Annotated in this window: 15 protein-coding genes; 12 read left to right on the top strand and 3 right to left on the bottom strand. The window is 60.3% G+C overall.

All coding sequences use genetic code 11. The features are described 5' to 3' along the window. The first annotated feature begins 11 nt into the window (after nucleotides 1–11). From rpl12p to O8W32_05165, 3 genes are all read left to right on the top strand, one after another. Nucleotides 12–323 carry a 50S ribosomal protein P1 gene (rpl12p, locus tag O8W32_05175; protein ID WII08565.1) on the top strand — a complete coding sequence of 104 codons (312 nt, stop codon included), beginning with the start codon at nucleotides 12–14 and terminating at the stop codon, nucleotides 321–323. A gap of 83 nt (nucleotides 324–406) precedes the next feature. Continuing rightward, nucleotides 407–682, top strand: coding sequence for a hypothetical protein (locus tag O8W32_05170; protein WII08564.1), 276 nt, complete (start codon nucleotides 407–409; stop codon nucleotides 680–682). Beyond that, complete coding sequence (locus tag O8W32_05165) at nucleotides 679–1,521, top strand: hypothetical protein (GenBank protein ID WII08563.1); 843 nt, start codon at nucleotides 679–681, stop codon at nucleotides 1,519–1,521. The genes O8W32_05170 and O8W32_05165 overlap by 4 nt, the downstream gene beginning before the upstream one ends. Here O8W32_05165 and O8W32_05160 read toward each other — a convergent pair. Then, nucleotides 1,484–2,209: an RNA methyltransferase gene (locus O8W32_05160; GenBank protein WII08562.1), complete on the bottom strand. Its 726-nt coding sequence runs from the start codon at nucleotides 2,207–2,209 to the stop codon at nucleotides 1,484–1,486. The genes O8W32_05165 and O8W32_05160 overlap by 38 nt on opposite strands. A 113-nt stretch (nucleotides 2,210–2,322) precedes the next feature. Here O8W32_05160 and O8W32_05155 point away from each other — a divergent pair, with 113 nt between their 5' ends. After that, entirely contained in the window at nucleotides 2,323–2,637 is a 315-nt protein-coding gene (locus O8W32_05155; protein WII08561.1) for a hypothetical protein, read from the top strand. A gap of 143 nt (nucleotides 2,638–2,780) precedes the next feature. Here O8W32_05155 and O8W32_05150 read toward each other — a convergent pair whose 3' ends face one another. Further along, nucleotides 2,781–3,995 carry an ISL3 family transposase gene (locus O8W32_05150; protein ID WII08560.1) on the bottom strand — a complete coding sequence of 405 codons (1,215 nt, stop codon included), beginning with the start codon at nucleotides 3,993–3,995 and terminating at the stop codon, nucleotides 2,781–2,783. Nucleotides 3,996–4,917: 922 nt separating this feature from the next. On the opposite strand from O8W32_05150, the gene O8W32_05145 reads away from it, so the two are divergent. From O8W32_05145 to O8W32_05110, 8 genes are all read left to right on the top strand, one after another. Continuing rightward, complete coding sequence (locus tag O8W32_05145; protein WII08559.1) at nucleotides 4,918–7,473, top strand: InlB B-repeat-containing protein; 2,556 nt, start codon at nucleotides 4,918–4,920, stop codon at nucleotides 7,471–7,473. Nucleotides 7,474–8,059: 586 nt separating this feature from the next. Then, nucleotides 8,060–8,815 carry a 4-phosphopantoate--beta-alanine ligase gene (locus O8W32_05140; protein WII08558.1) on the top strand — a complete coding sequence of 252 codons (756 nt, stop codon included), beginning with the start codon at nucleotides 8,060–8,062 and terminating at the stop codon, nucleotides 8,813–8,815. 15 nt (nucleotides 8,816–8,830) lie between these two features. Continuing rightward, entirely contained in the window at nucleotides 8,831–10,069 is a 1,239-nt protein-coding gene (locus O8W32_05135; protein WII08557.1) for an adenosylhomocysteinase, read from the top strand. Between the two features lie 3 nt (nucleotides 10,070–10,072). Next, nucleotides 10,073–11,236 carry a glycosyltransferase gene (locus O8W32_05130; GenBank protein ID WII08556.1) on the top strand — a complete coding sequence of 388 codons (1,164 nt, stop codon included), beginning with the start codon at nucleotides 10,073–10,075 and terminating at the stop codon, nucleotides 11,234–11,236. Between the two features lie 4 nt (nucleotides 11,237–11,240). After that, nucleotides 11,241–12,350: a glycosyltransferase family 4 protein gene (locus O8W32_05125; protein WII08555.1), complete on the top strand. Its 1,110-nt coding sequence runs from the start codon at nucleotides 11,241–11,243 to the stop codon at nucleotides 12,348–12,350. Nucleotide 12,351: 1 nt separating this feature from the next. Continuing rightward, nucleotides 12,352–13,266: a carbohydrate kinase family protein gene (locus O8W32_05120; protein WII08554.1), complete on the top strand. Its 915-nt coding sequence runs from the start codon at nucleotides 12,352–12,354 to the stop codon at nucleotides 13,264–13,266. Between the two features lie 49 nt (nucleotides 13,267–13,315). Continuing rightward, nucleotides 13,316–13,801, top strand: a complete 486-nt coding sequence (locus O8W32_05115) for an adenylate kinase family protein (GenBank protein ID WII08553.1) — start codon at nucleotides 13,316–13,318, stop codon at nucleotides 13,799–13,801. After that, nucleotides 13,792–14,472, top strand: a complete 681-nt coding sequence (locus O8W32_05110; GenBank protein WII08552.1) for a CDP-alcohol phosphatidyltransferase family protein — start codon at nucleotides 13,792–13,794, stop codon at nucleotides 14,470–14,472. Before O8W32_05115 ends, O8W32_05110 begins: the two co-directional genes overlap by 10 nt. Here the strand turns inward: O8W32_05110 and O8W32_05105 are convergent. Further along, entirely contained in the window at nucleotides 14,396–15,553 is a 1,158-nt protein-coding gene (locus O8W32_05105; protein ID WII08551.1) for a DNA primase large subunit PriL, read from the bottom strand. The genes O8W32_05110 and O8W32_05105 overlap by 77 nt on opposite strands. Nucleotides 15,554–15,557: the final 4 nt, after the last annotated feature.

Below are 15,557 nucleotides of genomic sequence, written 5' to 3'. Positions count from 1 at the left end.
GTTGAAGAATTATGCAGTATATTTACAGCGCAATGGTCCTCTACTCTGCTGGGAAAGAGATCACCGAAGATGCCATCACGGCCATTCTCACCGCAGCAGGCGTAGAAGTTGATGCCGCGAAAGTCAAGGCACTCGTTGCCTCCCTCGAGGGAGTCGACATCAAAGAGGCAATCGCTAACGCCTCTGTCGCCGCTCCCGCAGCCGCCGCAGCTGCTCCCGCAGCCGCCGCCGAGGCCCCCAAGGAAGACAAGAAGGCCGAGGCCGAGGAAGAGAAGGTCAGCGAGGACGAAGCCGCCGCTGGTCTCTCCGCTCTCTTCGGATGAGCATCCCCGTTTACCGGCAATAACTGAAACGCCTTTCATCCATGCGGGGGTTTCCCCCCGCTCACTTTTGAAGTTCTGGTCATATGGACGGTTCAATGAAGCTCACTGCGAGAATCCCCTCCGACGAGCTCGTCCTGATGGATTCCCTCGTGAGCTCGCACCGCTTCGCATCGCGCAGCGATTTCCTGCTGGAGGCCGTATCGCGTCTTCTGGCCGAATGCCTGTCCCCGTCCGAGAGGGAGAGTATCCTCGAAGCGGCCGCCGAGGCCGAGTCCCACGGGATCGAGGAGTTCTCAGACGGCGATCCCGCCTCCGAGCTCGCGTCCGCGTACCGGGAGAGCCTGGAGAGGAAGGGATGACGGGAGTAGTCATCGTAGGGTGCGGGACCGACGGCTGCAGGACCGCAAGAGCGGCCGCCGCCGACTGCGGGCTCCCGCTTTTGACCATCGACCGCGAGGATGCCGACATATGCCTCTCGGACGGCCCTTCGGGGGATGCCCCCGGCGATATGGACGGGAGCTACTTCCGCGCCATGTTCATCCATGACGGGGACATCCTGGAGCATCTCAGCGGCCGCACGGCCGCAGTTGTCTCATTATTCGTCGGAGGTCAGACCGCGGACAGCGCCGCTCTCGCCTTCGGGCAGGTGGCCTCCTCCGCAGGGATACGGGTCACCTACGTCCTCTCCGTCCCTTTCAGGGCGGATGACACCCGCTCCCGCTTCGAGCCCCTGGTCGAGAGCCTGGCACAATCGGTGCCGGACTGCAGGATCTTCGTGATGGACCTCGATACCGCGTTCAGGGAGGACTCGTCGGCCTTGGACTTCGCGCCTCTGATCGACGAGTTCGCGGTCCTCCGCAAGCACGCCGTCGAGAGCATAGCCTCATTGGCGGGCGACGGCAGGTATGAACTGATATTCGGCGGGAGGTTCTACACTCTGGGGTACGGGAACGGGGCGTCCCCTGCGTTCTCAGCGGAAGGCGCGCTGGCGTTCCCGCTTTACCGGACGGATATCATGGGCAAGCGCGCGGTGGTCCTCACCGATTCTCCGCTGGGCCCTCAGGAGCGCGAGATGCTGGTGAGGCGGACGGCGGACCTGACCGGGTCGGTCCCGGAGGTCGTCGAGGGGACGATGCAGGGCAGCACCGGCGCGTTCGTCTTCATTCCCATTTCTTTCCGCTTTTCTGAAGGTTCCTGATGACCTTCGCGGCATCGCCGAAGACGCCCATGATGGTGTTGAACTCGTAACCGGTGGGCACGGACCTTCCCATCATCCTCCTGAACATGACGGTGGTCGCCTCCCTCCTCGGCTCGGTGTAGTCGATCTCCTCCAGAAGATCGCCGAAGAACTTGTACATGAGCTCCTTCTCGTGGCTGTTGCAGGGTTTGCAGTGCTCAGGTTTGCGGACCGCCTGGAACATCTCGTACAGAACGACCCCGACCGAATGGGAGAGGTTCATGACCGGATACTCGTCGTCGGCAGGTATGGTGACGAGGACGTCGCACCTGTTGAGTTCGGTCTGCAGCAGGCCGATGTCTTCCCTGCCGAAGACCAGCGCTATTTTCTCGTGGTATCCGCGGCACATGGATGCGAAGGTCCTCACGTCGACCGGGATCCTGGTGTAGTTGCTGTCGCCCTTGGTGACGGTGCCGGAGGTCCCGACGACCAGGAAGCATCCGTCGACGGCCTCTTCCAGGGAGGTGCATATGACGGCGTCCTTCAGGATGTAGTCCCCGTGCTTGGAGCGGGCGATGGCGGTGTCGCCGATCTCGCAGGGATTAACAAGATAAAGCTCCTTCACGCCGAAGTTAGCCATGCACCTGGCTATGGCCCCGACGTTGCCCTCGAACTTGGGGCCGACGACTACGACGCGGATATCTACCATTTGAATCGGAATCCCATATGCGGGGAGTATAAGGATTTTTACGGGGACGGACAAAGGGCGGAATGCCGGGGCCGTCAACTAGATAAACCTGCGACGGCGGTAGGCCGCCTCATATGGCATACTGGTTCAGAGGTGAGAGGTACGAGGACATCGAGCGCCTCATGAAAGCTGTCAGGCTGGAGATCGACGGGGGCTTCGGGGTCTCCGACCTGGATGCCATCCTGACCGAGAGGGGAGGGTTCACTTCCGAGGACGGCACCGTGTACCGTTCGGCGGCGGCCCTGAAGAAATCCGATCCGGACACTTACCGGGAGCTGCGCGACAGGGTGATCGACAGCATAGTGGACGGCCTCTGGGACGCTGTGACCGGCGGATACCTTCCTCAGGACGTTCCCTATGTGGAAGGGACGATCGACGAATGCAAATGATGCCCAGCGTCTGCATAGGCCCCTGCGCTTCGGGGCATTTTTCTTCATTTAAAGATTGTTAAGATATTTTTCAATAACGTCCAACATAACGTATAATAATAGGTTCTATAACATTTCGTGTGGAATCGGGCAGAGGAGCAGGCTCATAACGACCTGCAGCTGTCGCGGAAGAACACTATCCTTCCGAGACGCATCTCCTTCCCGTAACCTCTCGCCAATCCCTTGGACAGCTGCACCCTGCCGTTGAGGGATTCCTGGTAGCCGTTGTTGATGCCGGTCTCTATGGCCTTCAATATCCCTTCGAGATGCTTCTTCACGGTCTTGGCCAATGCTCTGAAACCCGCGGATCCTTCCTCTGCGGCCCACTGCGCCCATCTGACCAGATGGGCACGTGCCAGATCGATCTGCTCGTATGAGTAGTCGAACACCTGCCTGAGGGACTCCTTCATCTGATAGGATGTACCTACAAGCTCGTTGTCCTTGGTTATGTCCATGAGCTCATGCATCTCATCCGGACGGAGGTTCTCGGGGTTCTTCAGCAGCGCGTAACGGACGGATTTCCTCCTCTGGCCGTTGATCTGCGTCGATGCGCGGTCGCGGTCCAGATGCCTGTTGGCGATCTGGACCAGATGGAACGGGTCGTAGACCGGCTCGGCGTTGGGGAGATATTCTTTGGCGCCGGCGATGAACGCATCGCCGAAGTCCGTGGCGATCAGTTCGATGGCCCGCGGGTCGCCGTCATGTTCACAGAGCCAGACAGCGAATTCCCTGATGGTATCGGAATCCTTCCCCTTGGTTATGAACACGATATCCCCGGTATCGGCGTCGGTCACTGCCGTGATGTACTTATGGTGCTTCTTCGCCGCCGTCTCATCCACACGGATGCGCCTCAGTCCGGACAGGTCCATGGAATCGAGATGGCGGTCGACAACGGCCCCGACTATATCGTCCAGCACCTTCCAGGACACCTTGAGAAGCCTCGATGCCGCTGCAAGCGACATCTGTGCCATATGTTCGATGGCCGCCTCCATGAACCTCTTCGTATAGCTCACGCGCTGATCCGCCCAGGGTATGTCCGCCTGGGTTATCTTCCCGCACTTGGGACACATGCAGCGCGGTATCGCGGCATGGATGTAGCAGACGGTATCGTCCAGATTGGCATGTCTCCATACCCTGACCCTGGCGTCGTGGATCGAACGTCTGCATCCGCACTCCGGACATATTCCGGGGTCTCCGATGAAATCCATGTCGATGTGGGTGACCTTCACGTCATCCTCCACTCCTCCCCGGATCGCCGTTATTTTCCACTGATCGGTCTCCACCCCGAGGATGAATTTCATCGACTGCTCCAATGTCATCGGGGCGCATCCTTCGCCCTTCGGCGAAGGTGCCTTACAGCTCCTTTTGGCGCACACAGGTGCGTATGCGCATGATCGATTATGAGCCTGCTCCTCTGCCCGATTCCACACGAAATGTTATAGAACCTAATAATATTGTTTTGATTAGGCAATCGGCTATCGATTGCAATTTTCAATATACAATCAGAGGTGTTCTATGAACAATCTTGAACATGGACATATGGGAAGGTGTGAATTCCTCTCCGCCGGCCGGGGAACTCGCCGGCTCATCATCGGCATCGCGGCCGCGGTCTGCGTGCTGCTCTGCTGCGCGATTGGAGGCCTGTCGGCGTCATCTGAAGACTCGGATGCAGCTGCGGGAGACACTTTCAACGACAGAACGTTCACTTACACAGTGAACGAGGACGGAACGACCGTCGCTGTCACCGGACTAACAGATACCAGCATTACATCTGCCGATATTCCGAGCACAGCGACCGATTCCGACACTGGCACTTCATATACAGTCACGGCTATTAACGGTGGCACATTTTATCTTAACACAGCCCTCACATCGGTGAATATTCCATCATCGGTGTTGTTAATCGGAGATTATGCATTTTTCGGATGCACATCTATTGAATCGTTTATAGTCAGCAGCGAAAATGAATCATACTGCTCCGCAGACGGCGTTCTCTTTGACAAGGATATGACGAAACCGATTCAATATCCGGCAAAGTCAGCATCGACAACATATGAAGTTCCGAGTTCAGTACGGATTATTAACAGTGGCGCATTCTATTATTGCACCGCCCTCACATCAGTAACCCTTCCAGATGGACTTGAAGAAATCGGCATCAGCGCATTCTTCGATTGCAGTGCAATATTGTCTATCAACATCCCGGATTCAGTAACTACTATTGGCAGCAGTGCATTCTCTGGCGTGGGCACTTTCAAGAACACATCCGATGGGGCTGCTCTTGATGTTACCGCCGCTAACCTTTCCGGTCACACATGGAAGAGGGATTCCGCATCCGATCCGCTTCTTGCATACCAGACTCTGTCTTACGACGACAACGGCAGCGACAGCGGTTCGGTATCTTCGCAGACCGTTTCGTACGGTGGCTCTCTGACGGTCTCGGACAACGGCTTCATCAGGGCCGGCTACACTTTCAACGGCTGGAACACTCAGGCGGACGGCGAAGGCACCGACTACGCCGTAGGCGACACAATCTCCAACATCACCTCGAACATAACTCTGTACGCTAAGTGGACCGGGGTTAATCAGACAGTATCTTTCGACGGCAACGGGAGCGACGGCGGGTCATCAATGGATTCGATCACCGTGACCTACGGTGCGGGAGCTGTTACCCTTCCTGCCAATACCTTCACTAAGACAGGATACACCTTCTCGGGATGGAACACCCAGACTGACGGAAACGGCGATGCATATGATGACGGGGCATTGATCTCCAATCTTCTGTCTTCCATTACTCTCTACGCTCAGTGGATTGCTGACACATATGTTGTGACCTTCGAGGGGAACGGGAGCGACGGCGGATCCACCCTTTCGGTTTCCGTCACTTACAATGCCGCAGCTGTCGCTCTTACAGCCAACGGCTTTACAAGGACCGGCTACACTTTCACCGGATGGAATACCCAGGCGAACGGTGGAGGAGAAACGTATGCTGATAGCGCCTCGGTCTCCAATCTCCTGTCCGATCTCATCCTCTTCGCTCAGTGGACCGCTGACACCTACACCGTCACGTTCGACGGCAACGGTGCCGACGGCGGATCCACCCTTTCCATTTCGGTCACTTACGATGCCGGGGCCGTCACCCTCACTTCCAACGGCTTCACCAGGACAGGATACAGTTTCACGGGATGGAACACTCAGGCGAACGGAGAAGGGACGGCGTTTGCCGACGGTACCTCGGTCTCCAATCTTCTGTCCGATCTCGCCCTCTACGCTCAGTGGTCCGCGAACACATACACCGTCACGTTCGACGGCAACGGCAGTACGTCCGGCGCCACTTCGGCGACCAATGTAACATACGGCGCAGACCCAGTAGCCCTGACTCTCAACAATTTCGAAAAGATCGGCTACAGCTTCGTCGGCTGGAACACTCAGGCAGACGGAGAAGGCACTGCATACGCCGATGGTCAGGAGGTTTCGAACCTGACATCGTCCTTCACACTCTACGCTCAGTGGACTGCGAACGCGTATGAAGTGGTCTTTGTCGGGAATGGAAGCACTTCGGGAACGACCGCTTCCATGCAGGTCACCTACGGCGAGGCTGCCAAGGCCCTCACCCTCAATGGGTTCTCCAGGATCGGCTACAGCTTCTCCGGCTGGAACACCCAGGCTGACGGCGAAGGCGCAGTGTTCGTCGATGGGGCACTGGTGTCCGATCTCACTGAGTCCATAATCCTCTACGCCCAGTGGACCGCGAACACCTACACTGTTACGTTTGACGGCAACGGCAGCACCTCCGGGACCATGGACCCGGTTTCCGTGACCTACGGTGCCGGGGCTGTTACCCTCACTTCCAACAGTTTCTCCAAGACTGGCTATACCTTTTCTGGATGGAACACTCAGGCGGACGGCGAAGGAACTGCTTACTCTGACGGGGACTCAGTGTCCGACCTCACCTCTGCCATTACCCTCTACGCCCAGTGGACAATCATCACCTATACGATCTCGTACGATGGGAACGGCGCTGACGGAGGCTCTACCGACGCGCAGAACGTTGAGTACGGGGGCACATTGGCCGTTTCACTCAATGGATTCACCAGGACCGGCTACAGCTTCGCCGGCTGGAACACCCAGGCTGACGGAGAAGGCACCTCGTACGCCGCAGGCGACGAGATAGCCGACATGACCTCCATCCTCACACTCTATGCTCAGTGGACTGCAGACACCTATGCTGTCACGTTCGACGGCAACGGAAGCACTTCCGGTAGTATTCCATCGGTCTCCGTGACTTACGGTGCCGGTGAGGTTACTCTCCCCGCCAACGGATTCACCAAGACCGGCTATACTTTTACCGGCTGGAACACTCAGGCGAACGGAGGAGGAGTTTCGTATGCCGACGGGTCTTCGGTCTCCGACCTTTTGTCTGATCTTACTCTCTACGCCCAGTGGACCGCTGACACCTACACCGTTTCCTTCGACGGCAACGGCAGCACCTCTGGAACGACCGCTTCCATGCAGGTCACCTACGGCGAGGCCGCCAAGGCCCTGACCGCCAACGGATTCACCAGGGACGATTATTCCTTCGCCGGATGGAACACCGCCGCCGACGGCAGCGGGACCTCGTACGCCGACGGCGCGGAGATCTCCGACCTGACCGCGGACCTGGTCCTCTACGCCCAGTGGGAGAAGGACGACGGAGCGGGAGCCGGCATCGCTCTGCTCGCGCTGGCCACAGCGATCCTGATCGTGCTGTTCGTAGCCGGGGCCGTCGCCGCCGTGCACTATAATGTAATCAGGCCTTGAAGAGTCCGGCGCAAACCTTTTCGGCCCCGTTTTGCGGGGCCTTTTTCAGATTTTGAATCCAGACCGAATGCCGCTCCGTCATGGGGATTGAATCATTGAACACGGCATATGAAGCGCATGCATTGCAATACCCGTGACTCAGGATATGCAATCATTATCCGGCCGAACTGAACATTCAAAAAGACGGTATTCAGAAGAATGGCAAATCTTCGAACATGCTGGATTCCGGCTGCCTGTGAGCCGATCCAGCATACATCCCATAGCAGAGGTGTGCGAACAAACAACTGACGGACTGCGGTGTTGCAATGATCCTCAGGGAATTTACTGATGTCCAAAAGTATGAGATATGCGTCAAAAGAGATTCGCGTTTCGACGGAGTGTTCTGGTTCGGAAGCCGTGACTCAGAGGTGTTCTGCTGCCCACCCTGTATTTCCAGCTCTCGATGCCATTGCATCGGGAGGGCATCGGCTTCCCTGCTGTCTATTGTCATAGAGCGCATCGAATAATGACAATACTTCGGGCATCCTGCGCTGCGATGTGTTCTTCGCACGCGCAATTATAATAGGCGCACCCTCATTCAACGGCTGTGTCTTCTATTCCGAAGGATCATCCGCGCTACAAATCGCTCGTGACGAGGGAGAAGCTCGCCGAGGGCGTGAAGGAGGGAATGGCCGACCCCACCGGGCTGATATCCCAGGGCAGGGGAGAGGCGTTCGACTACCTCATGGGGGAGAGGACCACGGAGCCCGCGAGGCATGCCGAGAAGGTGGCCGCCGCCATGCTTCTGAGGGCGGAGAACCCCGTCGTGTGCATGAACGGCAACTCGGTGGTCCTGGACCCCGAGGGCCTGATCGCCCTTGCCGAGGCGGTCCCGGCCAAGATGGAGGTCAACCTCTTCCACCGCACCCCGGAACGGATGGAGAAGCTCATCTCGTACATGGAGTCGAAGGGCGCGAAGAACGTCCTCGGGAGGGACCCTGACACGAGGATCCCCGGGCTGAACCACGACCGCGCCCTCTGCACGCAGGAAGGGGTCGGGAGCAGCGACGTCATCGTGGTCCCCATCGAGGACGGCGACCGCGCGGAGGCCCTCGTGGCCATGGGGAAGAAGGTCATCTCGCTCGATCTCAACCCCCTGTCGAGGACCTCGAGAATGGCGACCGTGCCCATCTCCGACGAGATCTCCAGGGCGCTGGCGAACATCACCGCCTACGTGAAGGAGCTCAGGGGGAAGGACGCGGAGATCGACGCGCTGATATCCTCGTATTCAGCGCGGAAGACCCGCGAAGGGGAGATCGAGGCCATCTGCGGATACCTCATGTCAGAGTTCAGCAAGGAATGACCGGAAGGGAAGAAAATGGACGAACTTGTGAAAAAAGGGAGCCTGAGGCTCAGATGGGCGTACGAGCACATGCCGGTCATCCAGGAGCTGGACAGGCGCTACCGCAGGGAGAGGCCCCTCGAGGGCCTGAAGATAGGCATGGCACTCCACACTGAGGCCAAGACCGGGATGCTGGCGGTCACGCTGGCCAATGCCGGCGCGAAGATCTGCCTCGCGAGCTGCAACCCGCTCTCCACCGACGACTCGGTGGCCGCGGCCCTCCGCGAGGAGTACGGGCTCGACGTGCACGCCAAGAAAGGGGAGAGCCAGGAGGAGTACTACGCGAACCTGAACGCGGTGCTCGACATCGGCCCGGACTACGTCATCGACGACGGGGCCGATCTCATCACCATGGCCCACACCTCCCGCAGGGAGGTGCTGAAGAGCATCAAGGGAGGGAACGAGGAGACCACCACCGGCGTGGTCAGGCTGAAGGCCATGGCCGCCCAGCACAAGCTCGAGTTCCCTGTCATGGATATCAACGACGCGAAGATGAAGTACCTCTTCGACAACCGCTACGGGACCGGGCAGAGCGCCTTCGACGGATGGATGGAGGCCACCAACCTCATCGTGGCCGGGAAGCGCCTGGTCGTCGCCGGGTACGGCTGGTGCGGCAAGGGCATCGCCATGCGCGCCAAGGGGCTCGGGGCGCTCGTCACCGTCACCGAGATCGACCCGGTGAAGGCCATCGAGGCCCGCATGGACGGCTTCGATGTCATGCCCATGGCCGAGGCCGCCAAGACCGCCGACATCATCATGACCGTCACCGGATGCAAGGACATCGTCACCCGCGATGCTCTGGCCGTCATGAAGGACGGGTGCATCATGGGGAACGTCGGCCACTTCGACAACGAGATCTCCAAGAAGGACCTGGAGGAGATGTCGGTGTCCAAGGAGAAGGCCAGGGACTTCGTCGACAGATATGTTATGAAGGACGGCAGGAAGCTCTACCTCATAGCCGAGGGCAGGCTCATGAACCTGGCCGCCGGCCAGGGGCACCCCGCCGAGATCATGGACACCTCGTTCGCCTCCCAGGCCATGGGCATAGTCTACATGGTGCAGCACCACGACGAGATGGCCCCCGGGGTCTTCCGCGTCCCGGAGGAGATCGACACAGAGATAGCCAGGATAAAGCTGGCCTCCCTCGGGATAAAGATCGACGTCCAGACCAAGGAACAGTACGATTACATCCACAGCTGGCAGGAAGGAACCTGAAGCATGCGCATCGCCATAATGACCGACAGCTACCGCCCGACGATAGACGGGGTGGCCACGGCCGTTGTGGTCACGCGCGCGGCCCTGGAGGCCCTGGGGCATACGGTCTTCGTCATCGCGCCGGACCCCGGCCCGGAGCACCGCGAGGAAGGGGTATACTACTTCAAAGCGAAGGAGCTGAGCTCCTATCCGGGGTACTATGTCCCGTTCTACCGTTCCCGGACCGCCGCCCTCATAAGGGAGCTCCGCCCCGACGTGATCCATGTGCGCGGCATCGCCTTCATGGCCGTCAAGGCCCTCTGGGCGTCCAGGAAGACAGGCGTCCCGGTGGTCCTCACCTACGATACCCTCGTGACCGACGTCATCGATAAGTACTCCCCGATCAGGCTCCCGAAGAGCTGGCTCGTGAAGCTCGCCTCCGTGTACCTGAGGCAGCTGCTGAAGCGCCCCGCCGCGGTCCTCGTCCCCACCCCGTCCGCCGGACGGGAGGTCACCGAGAACCTGAAGGCACGTCCCAGACGCATGGAGGTCGTCCCCACCGGGATAGACACGGACCATTTCTCGCGCGATCCGGCGGCGGGCGCGGAGGCCAGGAAGAGGTTCGGCATCCCGGAGGGCGCCCGGGAGGTCATCACCGTCGGGAGGGTGTCCTTCGAGAAGAACGCCGACCTGCTGGTCAGGAGCATGGCCCTCCTCCCCCGGGACACGGTCCTCATGGTGGTCGGGCAGGGCCCGGCACTGGACGGCCTGAAGGAGCTGGCACATTCAGCCGGGGTGGAGGACAGGGTGTTCTTCACCGGCTATCAGACAGGCGCCGACCTCGTCGCCTGCTATTCCTCGGCCGACTGCTTCGCGTCCGCGTCCGTCTTCGAGACCCAGGGGTTCACGGTGCAGGAGGCGATGTCCTGCGGCCTGCCGGTCGCCTGCGGCAACGGCAGGGCGTTCGCGGACTTTATCCGCGACGGGGAGAACGGGTACCTGTTCGGCCTCACGGAGAAGGAATGCGCCGCTGCGATAGAGAAAGCGCTCGATGCTCCTCCCGAGGTCCGGGAGGCCGGGAGGGCGACCGCTCTCTCGTACGGCATCCGGCCGACCACCGAGAGGCTGTTGGAAGCGTACCGGTCGGCCATAGGTTCGGGAGCGGAGGAGCCCGTTCCCGGGAGATGATGCGATGAAGATCGCTGATGTCAATCCGTTCTATTATCCGTACAAAGGCGGCATCGAGCGCAGGATGCATGACACGGCCGTCCGGCTGGCGGCCGAAGGGCACGAGGTGACGGTGGTCACCGGCAGGCTCTCCGAAGACGACCCGGAGGAGGAGAAGACCGAGGGGTACCGCATCATCCGCCTGAAGTCGAGGCAGCTGAAGCTGTACAACCCGCCTTACATCTCATCGAAAGGGGTCGGGGAGGCGGTGGAGTCGCTGGACCCGGACGTCGTCAACTTCAACTACCGCTGGGCGCCGAGCTACACCAAGGCCATGCGCGCCTACGACGGGAAGAAGGTGTTCACCTACCATAACATGTGGGGCGAGGGCATGGGGATCGCAGGCGCGCTGTCGAGGATCAACGATTCCCGTTTCGATTCCTCGCTGAGGTCGTTCGACCACATCATAGCCGTCAGCGGGGCCGTGAGGGACGACCTCATCGCCCGCGGATACCCGGAGCGCTACGTCACCGCCGTGCCCACCTGCCTCGACCGCCCGGTCGAGCCCGGCAGCGGCAGCGGAGACTTCGCTCTGAGCTTGGGAAGGCTCGTGGCCACCAAGGGCCTCGGCGTCCTGATGGAGGCCATGAAGCAGGTGGACCACCGGCTGATCGTCTGCGGCAAGGGGCCGGAGGAGAAGAAGCTGCGCAGGCTCATCTCGAAGTACGGCCTGGAGGATAGGGTGGAGATGCGCGGGTTCGTCTCCGACGAGGAGAAACGGGAGCTCATGGGAAGCTGCCGGTTCTTCGTCATGCCGTCGATGTTCGAGAGCCTGGGTCTGGCGGCCGAGGAGCTCATGGCGCGCGGAAGGCCCATCGTCTGCTCCGACGCCGCCGGCCTGAAGGAGACCGTCGGCGATGCCGGGGTGGCGGTCCCGAGAGGGGATGCCGCCGCCCTCGCGGATGCCATGAACGCCCTCTTCGAGGACAGGGAAAGATGCGAGGAGCTGGCCAGAGCATCGGCCGAGCGGGCGAAGTTCTATGACTGGGACATCCATCTGCCCGCCATAGAGGAAGTCTACGCCAAGGTCGTATCCGGGGAGTACACCGAGGCGGACGGACGCAGGAGCGAATGAGATGAAGCCTTTCCTGACAGTTTTCGGCCACGTCACCATAGACCAGATCGTTTCCATACCCCACTTTCCCGCCCTCAACGAGACTGTGGACATCCTTTCGAAGAAGACGACGCTCGGCGGCACCGGCACCAATATAGCCATAACGGCGGCCCGGCTGGGCGTCCCCACGGCGCTGGCCGCGCTGGTGGGCCCCGACCTTCCCCAGGTGTACCGGGACGAGATCAGGGACAGCGGCCTGATCGACGACGAGATCATACCGGTGGACGGTTACGAGACATCATCGTGCATCATCATGAACGACAGCGGCCTGAGGCAGAAGGTCATCTTCTACCAGGGCCCGCAGGCGGAGATCATCAAGACGGGCATCGACCTGTCCCGCAACGCCATGAACTCAGAGCATGTGCACTTCTGCACCGGGGAGCCTCTTTACTACATCGCCCTGGCCAGGAAGCTGCGCGCGGAAGGGATAAAGGTGGCCGGCGACCCGTCGCAGGAGACCTACCGCAGGTGGGTGAAGGAGAACCTCAGGAAGCTCGCCGACACGTCGGACATCTTCTTCTGCAACTCCTTCGAGGCCAAGGCCATCGAGGAGCGCCTGGGTCTTAAGTCGGTGTTCGACATCGGCCCCAGGCTGGTGGTGCGCACGGACGGCGAAGAGGGGAGCACGGCCTCCATCGACGGCGAGATCTTCAGGATCCCGGCGGTCAAAGGGGCCGCTGCGGTGGACGCCACCGGCTGCGGGGACTCCTTCAGGGCCGGGTTCTACTCCGGGCTCTACCACGGATATTCTGAGAAGGAGAGCCTGGTCCTGGCCGCCGCGGTATCGTCGTTCGTCCTCGAGAAGACCGGCGCCCTGACCAACACCCCCACCTGGGACATGGTCGAGGAGCGCGCCAAGGGATACATGAGGGATTGAGACGCCGCTGATAGCGATAACCGGGACTCCCGGGACGGGGAAGACCTCTGTGTCGGAGGAGCTGAGGAAGCGCGGCTACGAGGTGGTGGACATCAACAGGCATCTCCGGGAGTACGGGCTGCTCGGGGAGAGGGACGTCCTCCGCGACACCTACAACGTGGACATGGATGCCCTCAACGACTCGTTGGAGCCGTACCGGAGCAAGGACTCGATCGTGTTCATGGATTCCCATCTGGCACATCAGTGCGACTGTTCCAGGATAATCGTCCTCAGGTGCGATCCCGCCGTCCTCGCCGAGAGGCTCAGGAAGCGCGGCTACTCGGACGGCAAGGTGCTCGAGAACGTGCAGGCCGAGGTGCTGGACGTCATCCTGTGCGAGAGCACGGACACCGACATCCCGGTGAACGAGATAGACTGCACCCGCGGCACCCCCGCGGAGGCGGCCGACATAATAGAGAGAATCGTCCGCGGGAACGGGGATATTTATAGGCCCGGGAACGTGGACTGGTCAGGGGAGATGGAAGAATGGTTCTAGACAAGCACAGGAGAGAAGCAGACCCCTTCATCGCACCGGTTGCGAGGCGCTTCATCAACGTCAACCCGAACACGGTATCCTGGCTCGGGCTGATCACGGCGCTCATCTGCGGCGTCGTGTTCTATTTCAGCTACGACGAGCACTGGCTGCTCCTTCTGGGAGCGATTCTGGTGCTGGTATCAGGGTACTTCGATGCCCTGGACGGCAAGATAGCGAAGCTGGCCGGGAAATGCTCGGTCAAGGGCGATTATCTGGACCACGTCTTCGACAGGTACGCGGACATGTTCATGATCGTGCCGTTCGCGCTCTGCGGATGGTGTAACGACTACATCGGCATGCTCGCTATCGTCGGCGTCCTGCTGACGTCCTACATGGGGACCCAGGCGCAGGCGGTCGGCGCCAAGAGGCTCTACGACGGCCTTCTCGGCAGGGCCGACAGGGTCGTCCTGTGCTTCGCCGTGCCCATATTCCAGTTCATCATGTCCGCGGTATGGGAGGACACCTTCGACGTCTTCGGGCACGCGATGTCCCTGATCGAGCTCATGATGCTCTATTTCGCCGTGGTCGGGAACCTGACCGCGGTGCAGCGCGTGCTCATGACCTGGCGCAACCTCGGCGAGGCCGAGCGTTCTGCCGGGCAGGAGGGCGGGGAGGCAGGGAAGAAGGAGTGATTCGCTCCTTCTTCCCCTCTCCGTCTTTCCCTTCTTCGGGCTTCCTGACGAAGTTCAGATCGCGCGATTTGAGCCGGTAATAGCTCAGAGGGTGCTTCACCTTCTCGCAGAGCCCGTCAGGATTGAAGCAGATCCCCTCCGTCTTCATCGCTCCGCACCCGGGCGGGGTGTACCCCTCCCCGCCGTTCAGCTCGCCGGTGATGTGCATTATCTGGTACTTCGACTTGCTCTCGTCGAAGTCCGGGGATTCTGCGAAGATAGAGATTATCTGATCGTAGTCCGCGCCCATCGCGTGCATGAACGAGACCAGGGCGAACCTGGCGCTGTGGGGGAGGTTCTGACCTGTCTGCGCCATCTTGATGATGGCCTTGATGCAGGGCGGCAGGCAGTCGTTGTCGATGCCCTTCCCGCCGGTCGGGCTGAGGGAGGCCTTCAGGTCCGCCAGAGCCAGGCGGACATGCTGGGAGTTCTTCGACAGCATCTTCTTCATGCTGTCCGTCAGATTCAGGGGGATCTCGGACTCCAGCCTCCTGAGGAACGCGTTCTGCACCAGCCTTCCGAAATCCTTCCTGGGTATGATGACGAACCCGTTCCTCACATCGCGGTTTATCAGCTTCCATTCGACCGCGCCGATGGCCACGGAGTAGCGCAGGTAGTCGGCGAAATGTATGCTCACGGTGTTGTCCGGATTGACGTGCTCGCTGATGTCCAGCTCCGAGGAAATGGCGTCGATCGATTCGGCATCGTCCTCGAGGATCCTGTTCACGCGCTCGGCCTCGGCGAGGGCGTACCTCTTGGTGAGGAGGCGGTCGTTGATGTCTGACACGATCATCCTGGCATACCCGTACGACAGGATCTCTATCAGATGCACATAGTTCTCGGAATCCCTCGACACGTTCAGGGGGACGTCCTCAATCATATGCTTCTTCAGCGCCCCCATGACCCTCTCCATCCCCCGGCGGCGGGCATCGGCGTACATAGGGGAGACCAGGAGGTCCTCTATGCTCACGCCGTTCGCGTCGATGAACGCGGCCGCGTCGGAGACGAACGGATATCTTGCGGCACGGAGGGAATCGACCATTTTG

The sequence above is a fragment of the Methanomassiliicoccales archaeon LGM-DZ1 genome, from assembly GCA_030168595.1.
In the GTDB taxonomy this organism is placed as follows: Archaea; Thermoplasmatota; Thermoplasmata; order Methanomassiliicoccales; family Methanomethylophilaceae; genus Methanomethylophilus.
This window is presented reverse-complemented; position numbering and strand designations above follow the sequence as displayed.

Bases quoted from the DNA above. Each gene is read 5' to 3' on its own strand.
- O8W32_05110 (WII08552.1), top strand. From the start codon at position 13,792: ATGGTTCTAGACAAGCACAGGAGAGAAGCAGACCCCTTCATCGCACCG.
- O8W32_05105 (WII08551.1), bottom strand. From the start codon at position 15,553: ATGGTCGATTCCCTCCGTGCCGCAAGATATCCGTTCGTCTCCGACGCG.
- O8W32_05170 (WII08564.1), top strand. From the start codon at position 407: ATGGACGGTTCAATGAAGCTCACTGCGAGAATCCCCTCCGACGAGCTC.
- O8W32_05155 (WII08561.1), top strand. From the start codon at position 2,323: ATGGCATACTGGTTCAGAGGTGAGAGGTACGAGGACATCGAGCGCCTC.
- O8W32_05120 (WII08554.1), top strand. From the start codon at position 12,352: ATGAAGCCTTTCCTGACAGTTTTCGGCCACGTCACCATAGACCAGATC.
- O8W32_05130 (WII08556.1), top strand. From the start codon at position 10,073: ATGCGCATCGCCATAATGACCGACAGCTACCGCCCGACGATAGACGGG.
- O8W32_05150 (WII08560.1), bottom strand. From the start codon at position 3,995: ATGACATTGGAGCAGTCGATGAAATTCATCCTCGGGGTGGAGACCGAT.
- O8W32_05160 (WII08562.1), bottom strand. From the start codon at position 2,209: ATGGTAGATATCCGCGTCGTAGTCGTCGGCCCCAAGTTCGAGGGCAAC.
- O8W32_05135 (WII08557.1), top strand. From the start codon at position 8,831: ATGGACGAACTTGTGAAAAAAGGGAGCCTGAGGCTCAGATGGGCGTAC.
- rpl12p (WII08565.1), top strand. From the start codon at position 12: ATGCAGTATATTTACAGCGCAATGGTCCTCTACTCTGCTGGGAAAGAG.
- O8W32_05165 (WII08563.1), top strand. From the start codon at position 679: ATGACGGGAGTAGTCATCGTAGGGTGCGGGACCGACGGCTGCAGGACC.
- O8W32_05125 (WII08555.1), top strand. From the start codon at position 11,241: ATGAAGATCGCTGATGTCAATCCGTTCTATTATCCGTACAAAGGCGGC.